Origin of the sequence: Vibrio rotiferianus, from assembly GCF_002214395.1 — a bacterium.
Lineage (GTDB): Bacteria > Pseudomonadota > Gammaproteobacteria > Enterobacterales > Vibrionaceae > Vibrio > Vibrio rotiferianus.
This window is the reverse complement of record NZ_CP018312.1, coordinates 1,821,323-1,836,164: the sequence shown is the minus strand read 5'-3', so window position 1 is coordinate 1,836,164 and position 14,842 is coordinate 1,821,323. Positions and strand designations below refer to the sequence as shown.

The window sequence follows — 14,842 nt, the reverse complement described above, 5'->3', positions numbered from 1 at the left end:
GCTATCTAGGTTCATTCAGACAAAACAAAAGGGCTCCAGAGTTATCTCTGGAGCCCTTTTTAGTATTCAAGTCATATTGAATTAACGGCGTTTCGGTTTGCGTTGACCAGCCGGTTTGCCTTGTCCTTGAGGACGACCTTGACCTTGTGAACCTGCGCCGTTTGAACGGTTTTGGTTGTTACCGCCTGGTCGAGAGCCCGAGTTAGGACGTTGACCATTTGCGCCACCATTACCGCGGTTTTGGTTTCCACGACCTTGGCCGTTTTGACCGCCTTGCGTTTTACCTGAACCGTTGCGGTTGCCAGATGGTTTGCCATCACGCGAGCCACCTTCAGAACGTTTGTTCAAGTGACCACCAAAGCCTGGTTGGTTCTTGGTGTGTTTAGTTGCAAAACGGTTTGCACCGTGACGACCAGACTTACGACGTTGTGCTGGTGTTTGCGCATCAATGTCTTCTGCTGGAACCAAACAGTTCGGCTTATCACCAATCAGGTGCTTCTTGCCCATGTTGATCAGCGCTTCACGGATCATTGGCCAGTTATCTGGATCGTGGTAGCGAAGTAGCGCTTTATGTAGACGACGTTGACGTTCACCTTTTGCTACTGGCACATCTTCACGTTGTTTGTACTTCACGCGTTTCAGAGGGTTTGTCTCTGAGTAGTACATTGACGTTGCGTTACACATCGGCGATGGGTAGAAGTTCTGTACTTGGTCACACTCGAAGTTGTTTTTCTTCAACCACAGCGCCAAGTTCAGCATGTCTTCGTCTTCGGTACCTGGGTGCGCTGAGATGAAGTAAGGGATCAGGTATTGCTTCTTACCCGCTTCCGCGCTGTACTTCTCAAACATCTCTTTAAAGCGGTCGTAAGTGCCCATGCCCGGTTTCATCATCAGGTCCAGTGGCCCTTTCTCGGTATGCTCTGGAGCAATCTTTAGGTAACCGCCTACGTGGTGAGTTACAAGCTCTTTCACGTACTCTGGTGATTCAATCGCTAGGTCGTAACGTACGCCGGATGCGATCATAACTTTCTTCACGCCTTCCACTTTACGCGCGGCACGGTAAAGATCGATGGTGTGTTTGTGGTCCGTGTTTAGTTTGTTACAGATACCTGGGAACACACAAGAAGGGCGACGACAGTTTGCTTCTGCTTTTGGATCGCTACAGCCAAGACGGTACATGTTTGCTGTAGGGCCACCCAAGTCAGAGATTGTACCGGTAAAGCCAGGTACTTTGTCGCGGATCTCTTCCAGCTCATTGATGATTGAGTCTTGTGAGCGGTTTTGAATGATGCGGCCTTCGTGCTCGGTAATCGAACAGAAAGAACAGCCACCAAAACAGCCACGCATGATGTTAACCGAGGTCTTAATCATGTCGTAAGCAGGAATTTTTGCTTTGCCGTACATAGGGTGAGGAACACGTGCGTACGATAGGCCGAACACGTAGTCCATCTCTTCTGTGCTTAGCGGGATCGGAGCTTGGTTTACCCAAAGCTCACGGTCACCATGACGCTGAATCAGTGCGCGGCCAGAGTATGGGTTGGTTTCCAAGTGCATCACACGGCTCGCGTGCGCATAAAGAATACGGTCGTTGTTGAGTTTTTCAAAATGAGGCAGGCGGACAGCGGTCGTTGCTGCATCGTGACGCGATGGACGAATCGTGATCGGCTGTGCGACGGGCTCATCTTTTTTGGTATCGCACTGAGTTTCCACTTCGTAAGGGTTCTTAGGTACGAACGCTTCTTTACGAGGTTTCTCAATGCGAGAAGAATCGATAATGGTGTAGCCTTCTGGCTCTGCCGCAAGGTTTACCGCAGTACCGCGAATGTTGGTCATGGTCGAAATGTCTTCGCCATCGGCAAGACGGTGCGCGACTTCCACTAGGGCACGTTCTGCGTTACCAAAAAGAAGGATGTCCGCTTTTGCATCGAACAGAACAGAGCGGCGAACTTTATCAGACCAGTAATCGTAGTGAGCCACACGACGCAAACTTGCTTCGATACCACCAAGAACGATAGGTGTGCCTTTATAGGCTTCACGACAACGCTGTGAATACACCAAGGTTGCACGATCAGGACGTTTACCGCCTTCGTTGTTTGGCGTGTACGCATCATCGTGACGAAGCTTTTTATCCGCCGTGTAACGGTTGATCATCGAGTCCATGTTACCCGCGGTGATCCCGAAGAACAGATTTGGCTTACCAAGCTGCATGAAAGCATCTTTGTTGTTCCATTCTGGTTGAGCAATGATACCGACACGGAAGCCTTGTGCTTCCAGAAGACGACCAATGATCGCCATACCAAAGCTCGGGTGGTCCACGTACGCGTCACCCGTGACAATGATAATGTCACAACTATCCCATCCTAGGGCGTCCATTTCTTTGCGGCTGGTCGGCAAGAAAGGTGCCGTACCAAAACACTCAGCCCAGTATTTTTTGTACTCATGAATAGGAGTAATGTCGTTGGTCATATTTTGCTCTCTGTTCCAGGGAGCGCGAATTATAGCGATTTGGTGATCAGGTATCTACAGGCAAGTGACATATCTCTCTTAGTTCTAATCGTATTGCCAATAGAGAATTGAGCAAGTTGGTTCTTAAGTGAGCGGTTCAGCAATTTTGTCCTTATTTCATATAGGGTTAAAGGTGTTGATCGAACTCAAACTTTAGCCAAAAGCTATGGTGTTCATGTTATGGAGTATGTCTATACTCAAATTGACGCATAGTCTGTGCTAGGGAATAAGTGAGGTTAAGTGATGACAGAACTACTTAACGCGGTGTCGCAATCTGAGCCCACACTAAAAAGTGAAACAAAGGTCATAAACTGGTCGTTGAATATCGATACGCAAGTATTTGAGTGTGATCAGCAAGCCTTAATGAAAAGTTGCGAAATAATGGTACCGTTGACCTGTTTTGAACAGTTGTTCGATTACATGTCGCCAGAACAAAAAGAAGAGGCGTCAATTCGGTTTAGTAGAGTGAAAGCATTAGGTGGGGAAGAGTTTTTTTCGTGCTGTATTACCCCCCAGCCTGATGTTTTTGTTCATATTGAATGTCGGTTCGAAAAGATAAATAGCGCTTATATTCAGGGGTCATTGATTCCTCAAATCAAAGTCAAAGGGCAACAAGAGCAAGCCAAAATTTTAGAGACGCTTTTCAATTTACCAAACGTGGGTGTTTTGGTTGCTGACTCCGAGACCAGAATACTGGGGTGTAATTCCGCATTTGAAAATCAGATGGGTTACCAAAACCTTGATATTGTTGGCTTAAAAACTCAAATCTTCAGTTCAGAGTTACACAGCAAAGAGTTTTACGAGAATATTTGGCGAGAGGTGGAAACTGAGGGGGGCTGGAGTGGTAATTTGCTCAGCCTGAATGCTTCCGGTGGCGATCAGGCTCACCATCTTTGTCTCTATAAACTTGCTTTATCGAATGAACGCGTTCTCTATATTGGCTTTTCAACAGATATATCCGCTGCTTTATTCAGGCTTACAAATGCTAAAGAAACCAACTCCCATTGGATCAGTTATTTACCAAACAAAAATGAGTTTGAGAAGAAACTCACCGCTTTGTGCACTGACGATATAAAGAACGATATTAAGATTGTTATGACTATCGCACCTAACTTTAGCTCTCAATTTATGGTTGAAGAGCAACTGGGTCTATCTGATTTCTTAATGCGTAGTAAACATGTCAGTCTAGCGAGTCAGCTTACTAAAAATGTCTTTTCTATTTGTATACAAACACCTAAATGTCGATGGCTTAGCCCTTTACGATTGATACAAATTGCAATTCGAGGATTTTTCGCTGAACTAAGGGCGGAAGTTGGCTCTGAAATGCACGATTCCGTTGTCGCAGGTCGTACAGGTGTTTCGGTCATCGGATATGATACAGACAGCCCAACCAAAGCGATTGTGCAAGCTGCACAAGCAATGGTTTCTGCTAAATCTGGGATTGAGAATTACTTCAATTTTTACAATAGTGATTTGCACACAGAGTTAGTAAAACGACTGCAATTAGAAAGTGTCTTGAGAGAGAAAATTGCCAGTAGGGAAGTTGATGTTTATTTCCAACCAATCATAGAGGCAAGAACTGGTCGAGTGGCTAAGTTTGAGGCGCTTGCTCGCTTTCATTTACAGACTCAGCAATGCAGTACTCAAGAAGTGATCGCCATCATTGAGGATTTAGAGCTGGTCTCTGCACTTGATGATCTTGTGTGTCAAATAGCCATTGAGAAGTTTCCACACTTGCAGCATGTTTACGGCGAGGACGTAGGCTTAACGATTAATCGTTCGTTGAATACGCGGTTGGATTCTCTCCAGGTAATACAAAATTCCTTTGAAATTATCCAATCTAGTAAGGTTGATCCTAGAGTGGTAACAGTGGAGTTGACCGAAACCGCATACTTTGAACAAGATGTTGAGCATAAGCTGGCTTTGGAGCAAATACGTCAGCACGGTATCAGTATTGCTATTGACGATTTCGGGACGGGGTATTCTTCTTTTTCATACTTAGAGGATGGTCAATTTGATGTCCTTAAAATTGATAGAAAATTTGTTCAGAACCTAACGGAAGGTAGTACCAAATACAATATTGTCAAAATGATCACTCAACTCGCTCATAACCTGAATGTAAAAGTGATAGCTGAAGGTGTTGAAACCGTGAGTGAGCTGAGGGCATTATCCAGAATTGGCGTGGACTATATGCAAGGTTTTGTGTTCTCAGAGGCATTACCTTTGTTGGCGTACGATAAAGCTATCAGTTATGAGCATCTGTTTGAGGATGTGCAATCAAAGCCAAACCCAAATGCAACATTGCTTTCGCTGTGTCATTCAAACGTTCACCACCTTGACCCGGGTGATCCGTTGTCTCTTGCGGTAGAGTTTATGAACTTGAACCCTGACTCTCCACTCGTGGTTGTGGACGAGAAGCAATGTGTAGGAGTGGTATTAAGAGAGCACATAAGTTTGCACTTGACGCCCTCTATGGGAACCGATTTAGAAACAGAGAGAGAAGCTAGAGTTTGGAAGAAACCTGTCAATCAAGTGATGAGTACCAAATTCCAGAGTGTAGAAGCAAGTACACAACTCAAAAATATTCCAGAGTTGCTGCAAGCAGACATTGCCTTTCCGTGGGTGGTATGTGACGAGAAGCATCACTATCGAGGTGTTATTACACAAGCTGACGTCTTACATTACTTAGCAAATAGTTAGCAAACCATTACTCGAAGGGTGGCGAAGCAGTAGTCTGAACAAAGGCTATTTGCTATTATCGCCACCCCAAAATGACTTTTGAGTTTGCATTCAACATGATTCAACAACTGCTGTTAACTTTTCCTCCTATGCTATTTGGCGCCCAAGCGCTGTTGACCTTGCTTTTGATTAAGGGCGATATCTGTCCGGGTCAACGTGGTCGTCTGCACAAGATGTTGCCATCAATTGGCATTCTTTGGTTAGCAGTAGCATCGCTTCGTATTGAAGCATTCATGATTGTGTTCGCTATCTTCTATTTTTACTCACAAGTTCAAACCAAAAAGACACGTGAAAAAGGTCCTTTATGGGCGCTGCATCTTGCGAACGGTTTGGCGTTTGCTTATGTGAGCATTCAAGTGATAGAACAACCGCACTGGGCTGCTTCCGCTTCTATGGCTCTGATGGTTTTCTTCTTAGGGGCAGTATTTGCTCAGCTTCTACTTGTAATAGCGCGTAGTCGTTTGCAAGCTTTCCATCGCATTCTTCCAGTGACAGGCGTGGTATCAGGTATGCTGTTGGTGGTGATGAGCCTGTTCTCTGCCTATCAATTAGATGAAGTGACGCTTAACTCTGTTACTCAACATATCTTGGCGTCATTGGCGATGCTGATTATGGCGATCGTGGTTTGGTGCTGGCATATCTTTACCCATAAGACACCAAACAAAGTCCAAGTTGCAGCGGCATTGTTACTTGCTCTTGCTTCAATGACCAGCCTTCAAGGTCTATTCCTGCTTAGCGCATAAGCCTATCTGTTTAACACTCCTATCAGAATTCTTATTGATGAGCTCGGGATTTAGACCGAGCTCACTTTCAAATCATTAGATTAAGTCTACGCTTTAGATATAGCCTCTATTGGTTTAGAGCGCGCCAAGACGCATGTGCTCAACAGAATTGAGGCAGAATACCTTGTTTTAGAGGAGTGTCGCTATGGACTTAAGCAATGTGAGTAACTGGGACAGCATTATCTTGCTGGGTATCGTGAATGAAAAGTTGCGCTTAGAGTGCGACAGCTTTGAAGAACTGGTTTCTATGTATGAGATGGACGTGGAATCGGTGGTGGGTAAGCTTGATATGCTTGGTTACCAATACGACCCACTTACCAATCAATTCAAATCCTACGAACGTTAATTTCGTTTCTATATCCCATATTTTAAGCCATCTTGATGCCGTCAAGGTGGCTTTTGCATTGTTGGCGCGCGGTGGCAAAGAAGGCTTGCAGGTAACGCTTATCCTTTTCTGAGTTGCGTGTTGCTGCAAACAGGCGACGCCACAACCCATCCCCAAATGGCTTGCTGGTGATGAGCCCTTGTCGCGAAAACTCCGAAATAGCCCAATTAGGCAACGCCGCGACGCCCAATCCTGCTGACACCATTTGCACTAGCATCAAGGTATTATCTGCCTGTTTCCATTTGGCTGGTTCCACACCTGCTGGTTGCAAAAAGTGTTTTACCACATCCAACCTCTGTTTCTGAACCGGGTAGGAGAGCATGGTTTGATCGGCAAGATCTTCTGGTTCAATGATCTCTTTATTGGCAAGCGGATGGCTGGTGGACGTGATCAAGCGCATTTCGAAATCAAACAGTGGCTCATAATGCACTTCAGAGCGTGGCTGAATATCGGAAGTGATCACTAAATCAAGTTCTCCGGCGAGTAATGCAGGTAGAGGCTCAAAGCCAAATCCGGAGGAGAAATCGAGCGTGACACTTGGCCACGTCAACTGATATTCCTTCAGTGCAGGCATCAACCACTGGAAGCAAGAATGGCACTCAATCGCCATGTGCAAGCGGCCGTTAACGTCCTCTTTTAGGCTGGCCAGCTCGTTCTCGGATCTGGCGATCTTTGGCAATATTTCGTCAGCAAGACGCAGCAGGATCTCTCCTTCAGAAGTGAATTTTACTGGGCGAGTTTTTCGCAAAAACAGCTGACCACCAATGCGAGATTCTAGGTCTTTGATTTGGTGTGAAAGGGCGGATTGCGTTAAGTGTAATGCCGTCGCGGTCGCAGTGAGTGACCCAGTATCTCTTAACGAGGTGAGGGTACGTAAGTGTTTCAACTCTATCATGAATCCCTTTCATCCTTATGTGTCTTCCATGAGCCATATTAACTTACCGATAAAAAATGGATATGTAAACGTCTAGACGTCTATTTGTGTCAATCTAGTGCGAGTGAGATCGCTCACTATGAATTTTTTTAATAAACAAGTTGAATAATTGGATGTTGTTCAATTCATGCATGAGAGAGATAGTTTTAGCCATTCAGACATCTTGATGAATTTCATTCCCGATGTGCTGACCTCAATATCAGAAAATGAATAAGGAATACGGACATGGCTACGACAACGCATATTCTTGGTTACCCACGCATTGGCGAAAAGCGCGAACTGAAGTTTGCACAGGAGAAATACTGGCGAGGTGAAATCGATCAAGCTGAGCTTAAACGAGTCGGCGCGGGACTACGCGAGAAAAACTGGAACACCCAATCAGAAGCGGGATTGAGTTTCGCAACTGCCGGAGATTTTGCTTGGTACGATCACGTATTAACCACGACGCTGCTTTTGGGGCATGTTCCTAAGCGTCATGCAACTGGCTTCCCAGATCTGGATACCTTATTCAAAGTGGGTCGTGGTCAGTCTCAATCGGGGTGTGGCTGTGCAGGTGCAGCGGCCTCTGACATGACCAAGTGGTTCAATACCAACTATCACTACATTGTACCTGAGTTCAGTAAGGACGATACATTTGAAGTCAGCTGGCCACAGTTGTTTGAAGAAGTGAACGACGCAATCAAAGCGGGGCATAAAGTAAAGCCTGTGTTGCTTGGTCCTCTTAGCTATCTGTACTTGGGCAAAGAAGTAGAAGAAGGCTTTGACCGCCTTACCTTACTGCCGAGATTACTAACAGCGTACCAAGCGATTTTGTCTAAGTTGGCAAGCCAAGGTGTGGAATGGGTACAAATTGATGAGCCAATTCTTTCACTTGAACTTGAAGATAAGTGGGCTGACGCGTTTAACTTGGCTTATCAAGTGATCCGAAGTGATGTGAAGGTGCTTCTCACGACCTATTTTGATTCTGTTACTGACACGATTGATAAGGTGATAGCTCTGAAAGTCGATGGCTTGCATATTGATTTGTCAGCCGCTCCAGAGCAGCTAGAGGAAGTTGTCGCTAAACTACCACAAGGTTGGGTACTTTCTGCTGGTGTGATAAACGGCCGTAATGTTTGGCGCTCAGATTTAAGCTCCCAGTTAGAGCGCTTGCAACCAATCAAAGACAAACTTGGTGATAGGCTTTGGATCGCGAGTTCTTGTTCACTTCTGCATAGCCCTGTGGATTTGGAATTGGAACCAGCGCTAAGTGATGAGGTGAAAAGTTGGTTTGCGTTTGCAAAACAAAAAGTGACTGAAGTAGCGCTACTTGGACGCGCACTCGATGGTGACCACAATGCGATCCTCGCTTGTGATACATATAGCCAGCCAATAAAAGCTCGTAAAACCGCGACTCACGTAAACAAGCCACATGTGCAAAATCGTTTGGAAGGGATTTCGGCTTCTTTGACGGAGCGCAGTGCTCCTTATGTCGAGCGTGCGGCGCATCAAGCCGAAGTACTAGGTTTGCCATTGTTGCCTACTACGACTATCGGTTCTTTTCCCCAAACCGGTGAAATACGTGTTCAGCGCAGTGCGTTCAGAAGCGGTCAACTTTCAGAGGCTGAGTATCATCAAGCGCTGAAAGGTCACATTGCCGACGCGGTAAAGCGTCAAGAAGCGCTCGACCTTGATGTATTGGTACACGGTGAAGCTGAACGTAACGATATGGTGGAGTATTTTGCAGAGAACTTAGCTGGCTTCCAAACCACCAAATTTGGCTGGGTACAAAGCTATGGATCCCGCTGCGTGAAACCTGCGATTGTAGTCGCTGACGTAGAACGCGAAAAGCCAATTACGGTAGAGTGGTCGACATACGCGCAATCACTAACGAGTAAGCAGATGAAAGGTATGCTTACTGGCCCTGTGACGATTTTGTGTTGGACATTTCCTCGTGAAGATATCACTCGCAAAGAAATTGCAAACCAGCTCGCCCTTGCGTTGCGAGATGAAGTATCAGATTTACAAGAGGCTGGTATCAATATTATTCAAATTGATGAGCCTGCGATTCGTGAAGGCTTACCTCTGAAAAAACGCGATCATAATGAGTACCTCAACTGGGCCGTTGATGCATTTAAGATCTCGGCAGCTAGCGCAAAGCCAGAAACTCAAATTCATACACATATGTGCTATAGCGAGTTCAATGAAATTATTGACTCTGTTGCGGCAATGGATGCGGATGTCATTACTATTGAGACGTCTCGTTCTAACATGGAACTACTCAAAGCGTTTGAGGATTTCAATTATCCAAATGAAATTGGACCTGGTGTGTACGACATTCATTCACCTAACATCCCTACAGAAGATTGGATTGAAGGCTTGATCAAAAAAGCGGCAGAGAAAATACCAGCGCAGCGCTTGTGGGTGAACCCAGACTGTGGCTTGAAAACTCGTAACTGGACAGAAACCGAAGCGGCGTTAGCCAATCTGGTTTCGGCTGCGAAAAAGTTACGAACTGAGCTCGCGTAATGATTACTAGCGAATGGAAATAAAAAAGCGAGGACATTGAGCCTCGCTTTCTTCTTACCTGATTTCTTACTCATTCTAGTGAACGAATAAGCGCATTACTGTGGCTGCTGAGTTGCAGTACAAGTTTGTTCAGATACCAACTCATCTGCTATTAATTGGCCACGAGAGTTGCGGATCTTAATTCGGTACATCAATCCCATATCGATTTGTTTACGTACTGCAGGTGTATTGCAGTATGTGTAGATACTGGTATTGAGTACTTGATTTAACGGCTTAGCACCTAGCGCATCGTCGTTATAGATCATCATCATCTCAACAACATTTTTATTGGATGAAACGCGCAAGATCTTAAGTGGGCCATACTCAACAGGCAGGCCTGCAGATAGAACGCCTGCGCGGTTTGATGCCATCAGTTCAAGCTGACGTTGTTGGTCATCGTTAGATGTACAACCGGCTAACGCACCAAATACAAGGAAGAGACACAGTAATTTTTTCATAACTTAAAATACTTTCTTAAACGGCTTTACGATCACGTTTTCGTAAACACCCGCCGCAATGTAAGGGTCAGCGTCTGCCCATGCTTGGGCATCTTCCAAACTAGCAAACTCTGCTATCACGGTTGAGCCAGTAAAGCCTGCTTCACCGGGATTATCGGAATCGACCGCTGGCATTGGCCCTGCTGTAAGTAGGCGACCTTCATCTTGTAATTGTTGTAAGCGCTCAAGGTGTTGAGGGCGAACACTTAGACGTTTTTCCAACGAATTCTCAATATCCTGAGAAAAGATGACATACCACATAGCATAGTTCCTTAATTGGGAGGGTAAAGTGTTAATTTAACGCCTTTTTTATACCACGAACAAGTTTACATGCGAAATTGTGAAGCAATTCCTAGCATTTAAGTACAATAGATTACTTTTGAATCGGGCGTGGTTTACCGTCACTATCGATGGCTACGTAGTTGAATGTGGCATCACAAACCATGAAGCGGTCTTCAACACCGTGTACTTTGACTGGTTTTACCCAAACCTCTAGATCAACGCTCATTGAAGTACGACCAATTTTACTGCATACGCCGTAGCAACATACAACGTCTCCAACGCTAACCGGCTTTTTAAAGGTAATGCTGGAAACTGAAACAGTAACAACGCGGCCGGAAGATATTTCTTTGGCCAAGATTGCACCAGCTAAATCCAATTGAGACATGATCCAACCGCCAAAGATATCGCCGTTGGCATTTGTGTCGGCTGGCATAGCCAAAGTACGAAGCAGTAATTGCCCTTTAGGTGAATGACCTTCTTCACTCATGATGACATCCTAATATTTCTAATATGCAAAAAAATGGAGCAAACAACAAAACAGCGACCCAAGGGTCGCTGTAAATAATAAATGTGCGCGGATTATAGCAAAACTGAGTTTTTAATCATCAACCGATACATCGGATGAGTCTTCTTTCTGCTCTTTGGGCATGTGTTTGTAGATGTAGAAACCTGTTGCGATCATGTACGCAAACGTTGCAATCAACAAGCCAAATACTTTGAAGTTTACCCACACATCTAATGGAAGCTTAAAAGCAACATAAATGTTTAAGCCCGCACAGAGAGAGAAGAAGCCAACCCATGCCCAGTTGATCTTCGTCCAAACAGCTTCTGGTAAGGAGATCTCTTTACCCAACATGCCTTTGATTGCCGATTTGCCCATCGCATGGCTAACTGCTAGACCAATGGCGAAGATCATATAAACGATGGTGACTTTCCACTTAATGAAGTTTTCATCGTGTAGGAAGATAGTCATGCCACCGAAGATTGCGACCATAGCAAAGGTAATGAGCTGCATCTTTTCTACTTTTTTGTATAAAGCGAACGTCAACACAATCTGAATCGCGGTTGCGACAATAAGTGCCCCAGTCGCAACATATATATCGTACATCTTGTACAGGGCAAAGAAGACTATGAGGGGAATAAAATCAATGATTTGCTTCATATTGCAGAAAAACCGAGTTGTTGAGTTGAGGACAGTCTAGCGGAATCTCGGGCAATGTGAACACTTGAAGGTGTTTGGATACAAAAATTGCCACGTTTACGCGGCAATTTTCTACCTTGACTAAGCTACGTTTTGGTACTGGGAGACCAATGATTTTACGTCTTCTAAGTAGCCTTCGTGCAATAAATTGTGGACCGTCATTTCAAGCTCTTCTTCAGACATTGTGAAGCAGGTTGATTTGCCTGTCATGATAGACAAATACTGATGGTATTCATCTTCAGTAAAGTGCCCAACTCTGTCTAACAACAGTGCTTTTATACCGTGGTGTATCAATCCGTAGTAAGTATGTCTCTGCATTAGCATATAGCCTCCTCACAGTACCAATAATTTAGTGTATTAATTGGTACTGTAATGTTCCTATTGCTGACGATGTTGCATAACAAGTGCCATGTTTTATATCTTTTCTACTTCTTGTTCTCTTGTATGCTGATTATTGAGCCATCGATCAAGAATATTGTTGAGGGCAGTTATGGTCGTAGGTTTTGAAAGGCGATCATCCATCAACTCGTGAATCAGCTCTAGTTCACGAGCTCCTGACTCTCCTGATAAAGCAATAATAGGGGTGTTTGGAGATAACTCTTTGATTTTTTTGCTTGCTTCAAATCCATTCATGATTGGCATCTGTACATCCATCAATACCAAGTCAATATGATTTGATTTGAATATATTGACGGCAGTTTCACCGTTGTTTGCTTGAATAGTATTGACCTTAAGTTTATCAAGATACATCTGAACCAACGCACGTTGGACTTCTTTATCATCGACGATAAGAATTGTTGGGGCATTAACTTTGACGTTGTTAAACTGAAGCCCGTCACGATTCGTTATCGCTTTACTTGGTTGAGCTGACAGTGACTGTAGGTTGGTTATCTTCTTGTCGATAGGTTGGATAGCATTTGGTACCACTGGGAAATATAGATAAAACTCAGTGTATTGCCCTAAGACCGATTGACACTCGATTCGGCCTCCAAACGAGCGCATAACACGTTGACAGTAGCCAAGACCAAGTCCGCTACCACCGCTTTTTTGGTGGCTGAAAAAGTCCTCAAATACTCTGTGCAGAATATTTTCGTCAATGCCAGGCCCGGTATCACGAAAGACGAGAGTGTTTTCATACTGGCCAATCTCATATTGAATCTCAATTTGACTCTGAGGGTAAGAATCGAAGTAGTAAATCGCATTTCGCAAAAGATTGAAGATGACAAAGCTAAACAGTGTTTCGTTTAAGTTGGCAATAAAATCATTATTCGCAGATAAGTGAATACGTTGACTTGTTTCTGCACTTTCAAACCCATAGCGCTGTACCGCTTGCTGAACAGCCGCCTGAATGGAGACTTGTGAGCTTGGCTCATGCTCTTGAGCGTTGTCGCTCACCTCTCGCAGAATAATATCAATAAGCTGGCGACCTCTTTGAATTGCGCCTTGTCCTTTTTCTATATCCGCTAAGGTATCTGCTGTTTCTGATTTCTTTTCGATATGTTGTTTTAACTTTTCAAACTGGAGTTGAACTTGCGCTAATGGATTTCGCATTTCATGGGCAATCGAATTCGCCAGAGCGCGACTCTGTCTAATCTTCCTGTCGGCTTCAATGGTTGTCTGGACGCGGTTTAATAGCGTTTGCAGTGCCGAAATTTCTTCGTTGGAGAAGAGTGCATTATCGATTTTGTGAGGAGAGATAAGCAAGTGAGTCACTGACTTTCCTTTTCCAAAAAGCGGTAATACGAGTGCAGTCTTATTCGAGCTCATTTTCTCATGAAGCTGTTGTAGTTCGCGTTCAGTTGAATAGGACTGCTCTAGCCGTTCCACCAACTCGTCAAAAACCAGTGCAGATTTCTTATTCGGCAAGTAGTTTTCATAAACGGTTTCGGTATAACTGCTGGTCACTAGACGAAGCTTCTCACTTGATATATTCAGTAAAAAAGCTAGTTGATGCATTGCATCATCGATTGAATCTTTAAACTCACTTTCTAGAGAAAGAATTTGCTGAACGGGGGTTAGAACTTCCCCATAGATGAGGAAGGAGGTATAGCGACTTACCTGTTTGAATACAGATTGCCAAGTTATGCCGATGAATGAACAGATGAAAGCAGCAGTGACCAATTGGTGACTTTCTGATAACGGGATGTATAAGGCAACGAGGGGAATAGAGTACATTGCTGCAGTAAACACCGCGGTGATTACCATGTATGTCAAATACCTAGCGCTGTAAAAACGTGATGTCAGCAATGCATATCCGACAAAGAGCATTTCGCTGATGGATAGGGCAGGTGGAAGCCAAGTTAGCGAAAAGTCATTAAGGAAAAAAGTCATTCCAACCTGAATTGTTAGCGTAGAAAGCATAAAGATAACAATCCCGGCAATCATGTAGTTAGAGCGGACTTTGATAAGCCTAAATTTACTTCCTTTAATATAAAACAGGTTTTTTAGCGTAAGGATGATCAACACAAAAACCAAGGTGAAAAATAAGCTAGTTAATGGGCCAAACTGAATTGAAAACTCACTAGGTGCGGCAAAAGCCACATCAATGACAGTAAGTCCTGGTACTAGATTTATTGCTATAGCGACTGTACTAAAGGCCAAGAGCACCAACTTTTGGCTGGACTTTAGTTCTGGTTTTGATATTCCGGCACTAAGTAAACACGAAAACGTATAAGCAAATGCAAATGCCGAGTAAGCAAACAAATTCGATAATACGGCTAAACCAATAGATAGTGTTTTTCCGAGCAATAATGGCAGTTCGGTGTGAAAGTACACATTGGTTAATATCCACAGGCATAGACTGAAAGAGTAGCCGATGTAATAGAGATAATACCCGGATTTAAAATCATAGTGTTTACGAACTAATGAGTTGATGAAGTATCCGATCCATGCCAATACAAAGCCGGCAGTCACGACCAGTGTTATTGCTTTTGGATACGTCATTACGTCAAAGAGATTCAAAATATCCAT

Annotated in this window: 12 protein-coding genes; 4 read left to right on the top strand and 8 right to left on the bottom strand. The window is 44.2% G+C overall.

Going from position 1 to position 14,842, the window contains the following annotated elements:
* Positions 1 to 81: 81 nt before the first annotated feature.
* Complete coding sequence (locus tag BSZ04_RS17620) at positions 82 to 2,466, bottom strand: YgiQ family radical SAM protein (protein WP_088880997.1); 2,385 nt, start codon at positions 2,464 to 2,466, stop codon at positions 82 to 84.
* Between the two features lie 282 nt (positions 2,467 to 2,748).
* Here BSZ04_RS17620 and BSZ04_RS17615 point away from each other — a divergent pair, with 282 nt between their 5' ends.
* The 3 genes from BSZ04_RS17615 to BSZ04_RS17605 all read left to right on the top strand — a co-directional run bounded on the left by BSZ04_RS17615 (position 2,749) and on the right by BSZ04_RS17605 (position 6,372).
* Positions 2,749 to 5,205, top strand: a complete 2,457-nt coding sequence (locus BSZ04_RS17615) for an EAL domain-containing protein (protein WP_088880996.1) — start codon at positions 2,749 to 2,751, stop codon at positions 5,203 to 5,205.
* Between the two features lie 71 nt (positions 5,206 to 5,276).
* Complete coding sequence (locus BSZ04_RS17610; RefSeq protein ID WP_029560957.1) at positions 5,277 to 5,987, top strand: hypothetical protein; 711 nt, start codon at positions 5,277 to 5,279, stop codon at positions 5,985 to 5,987.
* Between the two features lie 184 nt (positions 5,988 to 6,171).
* On the top strand, positions 6,172 to 6,372 hold the full coding sequence (locus tag BSZ04_RS17605) for a DUF4250 domain-containing protein (protein WP_005445023.1): 201 nt from the start codon (positions 6,172 to 6,174) through the stop codon (positions 6,370 to 6,372).
* 22 nt (positions 6,373 to 6,394) lie between these two features.
* On the opposite strand, the gene metR is transcribed toward BSZ04_RS17605, so the two are convergent.
* Positions 6,395 to 7,306 (bottom strand): HTH-type transcriptional regulator MetR, encoded by a 912-nt coding sequence (gene metR / locus BSZ04_RS17600; RefSeq protein WP_038885034.1) that lies wholly within the window; start codon positions 7,304 to 7,306, stop codon positions 6,395 to 6,397.
* 264 nt (positions 7,307 to 7,570) lie between these two features.
* Between metR and metE the strand changes: the two genes are divergently transcribed.
* Positions 7,571 to 9,853, top strand: coding sequence for a 5-methyltetrahydropteroyltriglutamate--homocysteine S-methyltransferase (gene metE, locus BSZ04_RS17595; protein WP_088880995.1), 2,283 nt, complete (start codon positions 7,571 to 7,573; stop codon positions 9,851 to 9,853).
* A 95-nt stretch (positions 9,854 to 9,948) separates the two neighbouring features.
* On the opposite strand, the gene BSZ04_RS17590 is transcribed toward metE, so the two are convergent.
* The 6 genes from BSZ04_RS17590 to BSZ04_RS17565 form a co-directional block, all read right to left on the bottom strand.
* Positions 9,949 to 10,350 (bottom strand): GspS/AspS pilotin family protein, encoded by a 402-nt coding sequence (locus BSZ04_RS17590; RefSeq protein WP_071236145.1) that lies wholly within the window; start codon positions 10,348 to 10,350, stop codon positions 9,949 to 9,951.
* Between the two features lie 3 nt (positions 10,351 to 10,353).
* Positions 10,354 to 10,650 carry a YciI family protein gene (locus BSZ04_RS17585; RefSeq protein ID WP_010447476.1) on the bottom strand — a complete coding sequence of 99 codons (297 nt, stop codon included), beginning with the start codon at positions 10,648 to 10,650 and terminating at the stop codon, positions 10,354 to 10,356.
* Positions 10,651 to 10,762: 112 nt separating this feature from the next.
* A complete protein-coding gene (gene yciA / locus BSZ04_RS17580) occupies positions 10,763 to 11,158 on the bottom strand; it encodes an acyl-CoA thioester hydrolase YciA (protein WP_010447478.1) in 396 nt (131 codons plus the stop codon).
* A gap of 111 nt (positions 11,159 to 11,269) precedes the next feature.
* Entirely contained in the window at positions 11,270 to 11,833 is a 564-nt protein-coding gene (locus BSZ04_RS17575) for a septation protein A (RefSeq protein ID WP_088880994.1), read from the bottom strand.
* Between the two features lie 120 nt (positions 11,834 to 11,953).
* Positions 11,954 to 12,196: a hypothetical protein gene (locus BSZ04_RS17570; protein ID WP_010447482.1), complete on the bottom strand. Its 243-nt coding sequence runs from the start codon at positions 12,194 to 12,196 to the stop codon at positions 11,954 to 11,956.
* Between the two features lie 90 nt (positions 12,197 to 12,286).
* Complete coding sequence (locus tag BSZ04_RS17565; RefSeq protein WP_088880993.1) at positions 12,287 to 14,842, bottom strand: hybrid sensor histidine kinase/response regulator; 2,556 nt, start codon at positions 14,840 to 14,842, stop codon at positions 12,287 to 12,289.

Excerpts from the sequence above, each read along its gene's own strand:
- BSZ04_RS17620 (WP_088880997.1), bottom strand. The coding sequence starts at position 2,466 with ATGACCAACGACATTACTCCTATTCATGAGTACAAAAAATACTGGGCT.
- BSZ04_RS17615 (WP_088880996.1), top strand. The coding sequence starts at position 2,749 with ATGACAGAACTACTTAACGCGGTGTCGCAATCTGAGCCCACACTAAAA.
- BSZ04_RS17610 (WP_029560957.1), top strand. The coding sequence starts at position 5,277 with ATGACTTTTGAGTTTGCATTCAACATGATTCAACAACTGCTGTTAACT.
- BSZ04_RS17605 (WP_005445023.1), top strand. The coding sequence starts at position 6,172 with ATGGACTTAAGCAATGTGAGTAACTGGGACAGCATTATCTTGCTGGGT.
- metR (WP_038885034.1), bottom strand. The coding sequence starts at position 7,306 with ATGATAGAGTTGAAACACTTACGTACCCTCACCTCGTTAAGAGATACT.
- metE (WP_088880995.1), top strand. The coding sequence starts at position 7,571 with ATGGCTACGACAACGCATATTCTTGGTTACCCACGCATTGGCGAAAAG.
- BSZ04_RS17590 (WP_071236145.1), bottom strand. The coding sequence starts at position 10,350 with ATGAAAAAATTACTGTGTCTCTTCCTTGTATTTGGTGCGTTAGCCGGT.
- BSZ04_RS17585 (WP_010447476.1), bottom strand. The coding sequence starts at position 10,650 with ATGTGGTATGTCATCTTTTCTCAGGATATTGAGAATTCGTTGGAAAAA.
- yciA (WP_010447478.1), bottom strand. The coding sequence starts at position 11,158 with ATGAGTGAAGAAGGTCATTCACCTAAAGGGCAATTACTGCTTCGTACT.
- BSZ04_RS17575 (WP_088880994.1), bottom strand. The coding sequence starts at position 11,833 with ATGAAGCAAATCATTGATTTTATTCCCCTCATAGTCTTCTTTGCCCTG.
- BSZ04_RS17570 (WP_010447482.1), bottom strand. The coding sequence starts at position 12,196 with ATGCTAATGCAGAGACATACTTACTACGGATTGATACACCACGGTATA.
- BSZ04_RS17565 (WP_088880993.1), bottom strand. The coding sequence starts at position 14,842 with ATGGATATTTTGAATCTCTTTGACGTAATGACGTATCCAAAAGCAATA.